The organism is Variovorax sp. P1_H12_2 (assembly GCF_056405335.1).
Map to the genome: position 1 here is coordinate 1 of NZ_JBFUCI010000321.1, position 7,482 is coordinate 7,482.

The following is a 7,482-nucleotide window of genomic DNA, read 5'->3' on the forward strand; positions in this document are numbered from 1 at the left end:
GGTGGCGGGCCTAAAGCTCATCGTGTTCGCCCGCTGCTGCAGGTTTTCCGCCGACGAGAAACCTAGAACCGAGGAGCGCTTGCCATGATCCGCAAACTGCACCACAACGCCTACCGCTGCCGCGATTCCGAACAGACTCGCGCCTTCTATGAGAACTTCCTGGGCCTGCCCCTGGTCGGCACCCTGGAGATCCGCGAGACCAAGACCGGCCGCGCGACCCAGGTGCTGCATACCTTCTATCGGCTCGATGACGGCTCACACCTGGCCTTCTTCGAGGCGCCCGACATGCCCTTCGACTTCAAGCCCCAGCATGACTTCGATCTGYACATTGCGCTGGAGGTCGACGCGCCGGTGCTGGCCGACATGTTGGCAAAGGGCAAGTCGCAGAGCATCGAGACGCGCGGTGTTTCGAACCACGGTTTCATCGACTCCATCTACTTCCGTGATCCCAACGGCTACGTGATCGAGTTGTGCGCCAAGCGTGCCGGCCACGATGCCTTGATGGACCCGGCGACCAATGGCGCGCGCGACGCGCTGCAGCGTTGGACGGCCGCCAAGGCGAAGGGGTCGTCCGGCGGAGCCGGACGTAGCTGAGCGCAGGGAACCCGCATGGATTCGGATCACCAGATTCGCCAGAACGGACGGCGGCGCGAAGGCGACGATTCGAGTGGGGCGCTCAGCGTGGTGGCAACACCGAAGCGTCGGCGCACCTCGACCTCGTGAAGCCGAGCACGCTTGCCCGACTCGGAATGACCGCGCAAAGCCAGCAGGCGCAGCTGATGGGCTCGGTTGAGCAGCTCTTCATTTTCGAGATTTCCTGGCTCTGTCATGTTCATTCCTCCTGCTCGCCAGTTTTTTACTTGCCCATCCCGAATCGCTGAAAGAGTGCCGTCTTCAGCCGCTTGATCTCCACCATCGCATCCGATTTGGGGGCCTGCTGCCCCGACAAGACTGCGGCGGCTTCAGCTGCGGCGTCCCTGGCAACGCGGGCATCCAGCGAGCATCGAACCAGTTGGCGCTTCCGATCCCTTGGGTCCACAGTCGCAAAATCCTTCATGAGCGCTTCTGCAACATCCAGCGCTGCAACCGCCGCGGACAGTGTCAGATGGATGCCAGCGCGCACGCGATTCCCGTAGTCGGTCTCTTCCTTCACGTTCGACTCTTTCTCCTGTTCGTCGGGAGAAAGCACGCCGATGTTGGTGGGAGCGAAGTACGGAACAGCCTGGACGCCATGCTCGCGCGCCGAGATGACCTGCTGTAGCGCAACTCTGACCCTCACAACTGTTTCGAGGTCTGGGGTTTGCATGGCCGTTCTCACCTTCCTTCTCATTCACCCTCTAGGGCAGGATCTGAAAGTACGAGCGCCGTGCGGTACGGCGCGCCCCGCGGTCTTGGCATCCGCAGCCAGCTTCTCCCATGGGTTCGCGCTCGAGGCGGGTTCTTCAACGGGCATCGCGCGACTCGTGGCGGCTGCGGGGATGCGGGACCTTTGGCCGAATGTAGCCGGGACGGAGGCGCTACCCGGAGACAGCCGAAGGAAAACCGGAGGGTCGTGGCTTAGTTCCGCTTTTGAGCCGGGTCACGGCCCTCGGCGGCGCGACCCAAGCAACCCAACGAAAGCCTTTCCAGATTGAACTCCGGAGTCTTCTGGTGGCTGCTGGGGGGCTCGTGCTCATCGTTGAGCGAAAGTGGCGACGGCCGCCGGCATCGAGGAACCGCCCTCCATGGGCGGGTGCCGAAGCGTCCTCTACCAGCGCCAGCGGACCATCTGCCCTCAGCCTACACCTTGATTGTGATGGTTGCGTGACGCTCGCGTCCGCCACTGCGCTGGCCGCGGTCTTTTTTCACATCCGCTCGAACTTGCGGCAAGCGTCGAAGGCGCTCCGCTCCTGCCGCGTCCTGTTGCCGAGATACCGCCGAGAGTTCGATCTCGCGTGTTTGCGCACATTGCCCTACGATTCGCCCAAGCAACGAGGAGTCGACGATGCGTCTGATCGTTTGTTCATTTGCCGCGATCGCACTGCTTGCAGGATGCGCAGCACCGGACACGCCGATGGCCGAGTACGGCCCGCAAGCTGTGGCCGGCGTCGCGCCCGCGCCAGCTGCCCCGGTTCCCTACGTGCGTGCATCCAGGCCCACCGGCCGGGACACCTACAACGCCGAGAAGCTCGCCAAGAACCGGGCCTGCGCCGCCCAGCCCTTGGCAAGCCTCACTGCCAAGGGCCCCGGCTTCGAGACCTACAGCGTGCCCTGCAGCGACGGCCGCGCGATCGCGATCCGGTGCGAGTTCGGCAACTGCAGGGTGCTCTAGTAATTTCTTCCAAACCTGAAGGGGCGGCCTGCGTGCCCAACTGGGTGAATCGTGCGCTCAAGAAATCTCCATGACCAAAATCGCCAAAGGTACGTTCGTCGTCTCACTCCAATCCATGCCGTTCGAAGGTGAGGACGCCGAGCCGAAGCTGCTGGGCCGCATGTCGATCAACAAGCGGATCTCCGGTGATCTTGAAGCCACCACCCAGGGACAGATGCTGAGCGCAGGGACGAGCATCAAGGGTTCGRCTGGCTACGTGGCCATCGAGAGGGTCACCGGCGTTCTGGCGGGAAAACGCGGCTCGTTCGTGCTGCAGCACACGGGCATCATGAGCCGCGGCGTCCCCTCCCTGTCCGTGACCGTCGTTCCCGACTCTGGAACGCAAGAACTGACCGGTATCGAGGGCGAGTTCAAGATCGTGATCGCAGAGGGCACGCACTTCTACGAGTTTGCTTATCGCCTACCCGGCAACTGAAAGCCCGACGATCGGAGCAGGGCGCGCGAGTGCCTTCTCGTAGGCGGCCTGCAACTCGCTGAACACCGAGCGCGCCGGACGCGGTGCGCCGAGGTGCAGGTGGCGCAGCTCGTCCATGAAGGCATTCCAAAGGGGAGCGCCGCCCTTTTCCAGCAGCTCCGCGCGCACCGACAGTTCCTTGCTCGGACGCGTGTGCCGGCGGCCCCATGCGCCCATGTGCGCGAGCAGGGGCAGGAGCTGAATGGACGATTCCGTGAGGCTGTAGATCCCCTTCTGCCGGTGGTTCGGATCGGGGCGTCGCGTCAGCAGGCCGGAGTCGGTCAAGCGCTTCAGCCGGTCTGCGAGGATGTTCGAGGCGATGCCTTCCTCGCTCTGCGCAAGCAGTTCGCCATAGCTGCGCCTGTTCCCGAACATGAGGTCGCGGATGACGATCAGGCTCCAGCGGTCGCCGAGCTGTTCGAGCGTCAGGTTGATCGGGCAGCCTGATCGTCCTGTTTGCGTCACGGCGACTCTCCTTGGATTAGTACTTGCATTATGCAAGTGGCATGAGTAGGATTCGACCACTTGCACAATACAAGTAGTATGAACAAGGAGATTCCACCATGTCGCTCGCGCTCTACGGCCATCCCTTCTCCTCGTACACGCAGAAAGTGCTCATCGCGCTGTATGAGAACGGCACGTCCTTCGAATTCCGCTGCCTCGGGCCGGATACGCCGGAGCATTCGGCCGAGTGGCTGCGCCGTTGGCCGCTGCGCAAGTTCCCGCTGCTGGTGGACGACGATCGCAGCGTCGTCGAGACCAGCATCATCATCGAGTACCTGCAGCTCGCGCATCCCGGGCCGGTGCGCCTTCTGCCTGCGGATCCGATGGCCGCGCTGGACGTGCGCTTTCTCGACCGCTTCTTCGACCTGCATGTCATGAACGTGGTGCAGCATGCGGTCGGCGGTGCGCTGACGGGCGACCCGGTGAAGCGCCAGGAAGGATTGGYGTTTGCCGCGGAAAAGCTGGAACTCGCCTACGCCTGGCTCGAAGGGCAGCTGGCCGGCAGGACCTGGGCCGCCGGTGCGGACTTCACGCTGGCGGACTGCGCGGCCGCGCCCTCGCTGTTCTACGCCGACTGGACGCACCGGATTTCCGAGGCGTATCCGGTGCTGCGCGCCTACCGCGCGCGCTTGCTTGCCCGTCCGTCCTTCGCCCGGGCGGTGGAGGAGGCACGGCCACTGCGGCCGCTCTTCCCCCTGGGAGCGCCGGACCGGGATTGAGGCGCGCTGCTGAATTCAGTGGGTCGTCAGCAGCCCCGCGATCCCCGCGTCTCCGACGGCCGCTCCCCAAACCGCGCGCGGTACTGCGCCGCGAAGTGCCCCAGGTGCAGAAACCCGTACTTCTGCGCCACCTCGCGCACACCGCTCCCGGCGACGCTGGCGGACGCCAATAGTTCGGCCCGCACCTTGTCGAGCCGGAGTTCGCGCAGGAACTCCATCGGCCCCTGGCCCGCATGCTGGCGAAACGCCAGTTGCAGGGCGCGCGCGCTGCAGCCGACCTCGCGGCACACGTCGGCCAGCGACAGCGGCTGCTCAGCATGCGCCGCCATGTACTCCTGTGCCTTGCGGACCACGCGCGGCAGCAGGCTGCGCTGCGCTTCGCCGGCCAGGGCGCGCGAATAGCTGTGGCCAGCCGACAGGAGCAGGCTCGACATCAGGTACTCCTCGGCATGCTCGGCGAGGCGGCCGCCGGACTGCAGCGCGTTGCCGGCGTCGAGCGTGAGCCGCAGGTAGTCGATGAAGTGCACCAGCGGCGCCAGCGCGGGGTTGTCCAGCGGCACGCCGAGGTCGAACACCAGGTGCTGCCGCACGGGCGCCTGCAGCAGGGATTCGAGCCGCGAGAGCAGCGCCGAACGGGCCAGCCGCACGATCAGGTGCGGACTGTCGTCGGCCCAGCGCATCGACAGCGGCTCGGTGGGCGAGGGCAGAGACGCGAGGGTGGGGGTCGCATCCACCTGCTGCGCGCCGCAGCGGATCTCGGCGCCGCCGCGCAACGGAATTTGCAACAAAAAGAAATCCTGCAGGTAGCCGGGGTCGATCTGCACGCCCGGGCCGTACTGCACGTAATTGAGGCTCACATCCCGATACAGGCGCGCGCTGTGGTGGCAAGCGTCGAGCTCGGTGCGAGGCCGCAGCATGACCAGGCCGTGCGGGCAGAACACGCGGGCCACGCTCTCGCGCGCCTCGTCCATGTCGTGGCTCTCGAACAGTCGGTAGCGCTGCAGCGGCAGCCGTGAGGTCGTGGCGGTTTCCATCGGGTCGGTCACCGTAGCAAAATCCATCCCCGCCCACAATTCGGGCCAGCCCTTTGATGAAAGCTGCGCGCCAGGGACAGCGCCTGCGTTTCCGGGATCCGCCAGCGCCCCGCTTGCCCCTAACGTTCGCCCCACAGGCCAACCCGGCCTGCCCGATCAACCGAGGAGAGCAAACGTCATGTTCAAGGGACTCGAAGGCAAGAGCGCCATCGTCACCGGTGGCTCCACACTGATAGGCGCCGGCGTGGTGCGTGCGTTGCATGCGGCCGGCGTCAAGGTCGTCATCGCCGACATCGACGCCGACCACGGCCAGCCGCTGGCGGATTCGCTCGGCGCCGGCGTGCGCTTCGTGCGCACCGACATCACCGACGACGCCCAGGTGCAGGCGTGCGTGGCGGAAGCGGCCGCGCGGCACGGTGGCGTGCACTTCCTGGTCAACCTGGCCTGCTCCTACGTGGACGACGGCTTCAAGTCGCCGCGCGCCGACTGGCTCACCTCGTTCAACGTCAACGTGGCGAGCGCCGTGGCCATGCTGCAGGCCGTGCATCCGCACATGGTCGCGGCCGGAGGCGGGGCGGTGGTCAATTTCACGAGCATCTCGTCGCGCGTGGCGCAGACGGGGCGCTGGCTCTATCCGGTGAGCAAGGCCGCGATGGCGCAGCTCACCCGCAACATGGCGATGGACCTGGCGCCGGACCGCATCCGCGTCAACAGCGTGTCGCCGGGCTGGACCTGGTCGGCGGTGATGGACCGGCTCAGCGGCGGCGACCGGGCCAAGACCGACCGCGTGGCCGCGCCCTTCCATCTGCTCGGGCGTGTCGGCGATCCGGACGAAGTGGCGCAGGTGGTGCTGTTCCTGTGTTCGGACCATGCCAGTTTCGTGACCGGCTCCGATTACGCGGTGGACGGCGGTTACTCCGCCATGGGCCCCGAGCAGGCCGTGCCCGCCATTCCCAAGTTGATGGACTAACCAGATCAAGGAGCAAGCAATGAAACGCATCGCCATCGTCGGCGCGGGMCAGTCSGGCCTGCAATTGGGGCTCGGCCTGCTCGCGGCAGGCTACGAGGTCACGCTGTTCAGCAACCGGACGGGGGAGGACATCCGCCGCGGCAAGGTCATGTCGAGCCAGTGCATGTTCCACACCTCGCTGCAGATCGAGCGCGACCTGGGCCTGGACCAGTGGGGGCGCGATTGCCCCACGGTGGACGGCATCGGGCTGGCCGTGCCCCATCCCGAGCTGAAGGGCGCCAAGGCCATCGACTGGGCCGCGCGGCTGAATTCGAGCGCGCAGTCGGTCGACCAGCGCGTGAAGATCCCGGCCTGGATGGACGCGTTCCAGAAGAAGGGCGGCGAACTCATCCTCAAGGACGCGGGCATCGACGAGCTGGAGGCCTGCACCCAGAGCCACGACCTCACGCTGGTCGCCAGCGGCAAGGGCGAGATCTCGAAGCTCTTCGAGCGCGACGCCCACAAGTCCACCTACGACCAGCCGCAGCGCGCACTGGCACTGACCTACGTGAACGGAATGACGCCGCGCGAGCCGTTCTCCGCCGTGTGCTTCAACCTCATCCCCGGCGTGGGCGAGTACTTCGTGTTCCCGGCGCTGACCACCACGGGGCCCTGCGAGATCATGGTGTTCGAAGGCGTGCCCGGCGGCCCGATGGACTGCTGGGCCGACGTGAAGACCCCGCAGGAGCACCTCGCGCGCAGCAAGTGGATCCTCGACACCTTCACGCCCTGGGAGGCCGAGCGCTGCCGCGACGTCGAACTGACCGACGACAACGGCATCCTCGCGGGCCGCTTCGCGCCGACGGTGCGCAAGCCGGTGGCGACCTTGCCTTCCGGGCGCAAGGTGCTGGGCCTGGCCGACGTGGTGGTGCTGAACGACCCGATCACAGGCCAAGGCTCCAACAACGCGGCCAAGTGCGCCGACACCTACCTGAAGAGCATCCTCGCGCGCGGCGACGGTGTGGCCGATGCGGCCTGGATGCAGCAGACCTTCGACCGCTACTGGTTCGGCTATGCGCAGTGGGTCGCGCAGTGGACCAACATGCTGCTCGCGCCGCCGCCGCCCCATGTGCTCAAGCTGCTGGGGAGCGCCGGCGCGATCCCGCCGCTGGCCAGCGCCATCGCCAACGGCTTCGACGATCCGCGCACCTTCTTCCCGTGGTTCGTCGACCCCGCGGAGGCCGACCGCTACATCGAAACCTGCGCCGCCGTCGCTTAAGGCCGAGGCATCGTATGAAGCGACGCGTGGCCATCGTCGGCGCCGGACAGTCCGGCATGCAGCTCGCGCTCGGCCTGCAGCGCGCGGGCCACGAGGTGACGGTGTTCTCGAACCGTACCGGGCAGGAAATCTTCGAGGGCCCGGTGATGTCCAGCCAGTGCATGTTCGAGAC

At 66.2% G+C, this 7,482-nt stretch carries 11 protein-coding genes; 7 read left to right on the forward strand and 4 right to left on the reverse strand.

The genetic code is table 11. The annotated features are described in order from the left end of the window. Positions 1 to 84: 84 nt before the first annotated feature. Positions 85 to 594 carry a VOC family protein gene (locus tag AC1D2K_RS25380; protein WP_478091939.1) on the forward strand — a complete coding sequence of 170 codons (510 nt, stop codon included), beginning with the start codon at positions 85 to 87 and terminating at the stop codon, positions 592 to 594. A gap of 26 nt (positions 595 to 620) precedes the next feature. Here AC1D2K_RS25380 and AC1D2K_RS25385 read toward each other — a convergent pair whose 3' ends face one another. Next, positions 621 to 830 carry a hypothetical protein gene (locus AC1D2K_RS25385; protein WP_478091941.1) on the reverse strand — a complete coding sequence of 70 codons (210 nt, stop codon included), beginning with the start codon at positions 828 to 830 and terminating at the stop codon, positions 621 to 623. A 26-nt stretch (positions 831 to 856) separates the two neighbouring features. Further along, complete coding sequence (locus tag AC1D2K_RS25390) at positions 857 to 1,306, reverse strand: hypothetical protein (RefSeq protein ID WP_478091943.1); 450 nt, start codon at positions 1,304 to 1,306, stop codon at positions 857 to 859. 678 nt (positions 1,307 to 1,984) lie between these two features. On the opposite strand from AC1D2K_RS25390, the gene AC1D2K_RS25395 reads away from it, so the two are divergent. Both AC1D2K_RS25395 and AC1D2K_RS25400 read left to right on the forward strand, forming a co-directional pair. Next, the gene (locus tag AC1D2K_RS25395; protein ID WP_478091944.1) at positions 1,985 to 2,311 is read left to right on the forward strand and encodes a hypothetical protein; all 327 of its coding nucleotides are present in this window, start codon (positions 1,985 to 1,987) and stop codon (positions 2,309 to 2,311) included. A gap of 70 nt (positions 2,312 to 2,381) precedes the next feature. Beyond that, positions 2,382 to 2,786 (forward strand): DUF3224 domain-containing protein, encoded by a 405-nt coding sequence (locus AC1D2K_RS25400; protein ID WP_478091946.1) that lies wholly within the window; start codon positions 2,382 to 2,384, stop codon positions 2,784 to 2,786. Here AC1D2K_RS25400 and AC1D2K_RS25405 read toward each other — a convergent pair. Beyond that, the gene (locus tag AC1D2K_RS25405; protein WP_478091948.1) at positions 2,772 to 3,290 is read right to left on the reverse strand and encodes a winged helix-turn-helix transcriptional regulator; all 519 of its coding nucleotides are present in this window, start codon (positions 3,288 to 3,290) and stop codon (positions 2,772 to 2,774) included. The genes AC1D2K_RS25400 and AC1D2K_RS25405 overlap by 15 nt on opposite strands. 98 nt (positions 3,291 to 3,388) lie before the next feature. Between AC1D2K_RS25405 and AC1D2K_RS25410 the strand changes: the two genes are divergently transcribed. Beyond that, entirely contained in the window at positions 3,389 to 4,048 is a 660-nt protein-coding gene (locus tag AC1D2K_RS25410) for a glutathione S-transferase family protein (RefSeq protein ID WP_478091949.1), read from the forward strand. Between the two features lie 26 nt (positions 4,049 to 4,074). On the opposite strand, the gene AC1D2K_RS25415 is transcribed toward AC1D2K_RS25410, so the two are convergent. After that, a complete protein-coding gene (locus tag AC1D2K_RS25415; RefSeq protein WP_478091955.1) occupies positions 4,075 to 5,082 on the reverse strand; it encodes an AraC family transcriptional regulator in 1,008 nt (335 codons plus the stop codon). A 178-nt stretch (positions 5,083 to 5,260) separates the two neighbouring features. Here AC1D2K_RS25415 and AC1D2K_RS25420 point away from each other — a divergent pair, with 178 nt between their 5' ends. The 3 genes from AC1D2K_RS25420 to AC1D2K_RS25430 all read left to right on the forward strand — a co-directional run. Further along, entirely contained in the window at positions 5,261 to 6,052 is a 792-nt protein-coding gene (locus tag AC1D2K_RS25420) for an SDR family oxidoreductase (RefSeq protein WP_478091951.1), read from the forward strand. Between the two features lie 19 nt (positions 6,053 to 6,071). Next, positions 6,072 to 7,310 carry a styrene monooxygenase/indole monooxygenase family protein gene (locus tag AC1D2K_RS25425; protein ID WP_478091953.1) on the forward strand — a complete coding sequence of 413 codons (1,239 nt, stop codon included), beginning with the start codon at positions 6,072 to 6,074 and terminating at the stop codon, positions 7,308 to 7,310. A 14-nt stretch (positions 7,311 to 7,324) separates the two neighbouring features. Continuing rightward, the coding region (locus AC1D2K_RS25430) for an FAD-dependent oxidoreductase (protein WP_478091957.1) at positions 7,325 to 7,482 on the forward strand (158 nt) is incomplete at its 3' end.

Excerpts from the sequence above, each read along its gene's own strand:
- AC1D2K_RS25385 (WP_478091941.1), bottom strand. The coding sequence starts at position 830 with ATGACAGAGCCAGGAAATCTCGAAAATGAAGAGCTGCTCAACCGAGCC.
- AC1D2K_RS25420 (WP_478091951.1), top strand. The coding sequence starts at position 5,261 with ATGTTCAAGGGACTCGAAGGCAAGAGCGCCATCGTCACCGGTGGCTCC.
- AC1D2K_RS25390 (WP_478091943.1), bottom strand. The coding sequence starts at position 1,306 with ATGCAAACCCCAGACCTCGAAACAGTTGTGAGGGTCAGAGTTGCGCTA.
- AC1D2K_RS25415 (WP_478091955.1), bottom strand. The coding sequence starts at position 5,082 with ATGGAAACCGCCACGACCTCACGGCTGCCGCTGCAGCGCTACCGACTG.
- AC1D2K_RS25395 (WP_478091944.1), top strand. The coding sequence starts at position 1,985 with ATGCGTCTGATCGTTTGTTCATTTGCCGCGATCGCACTGCTTGCAGGA.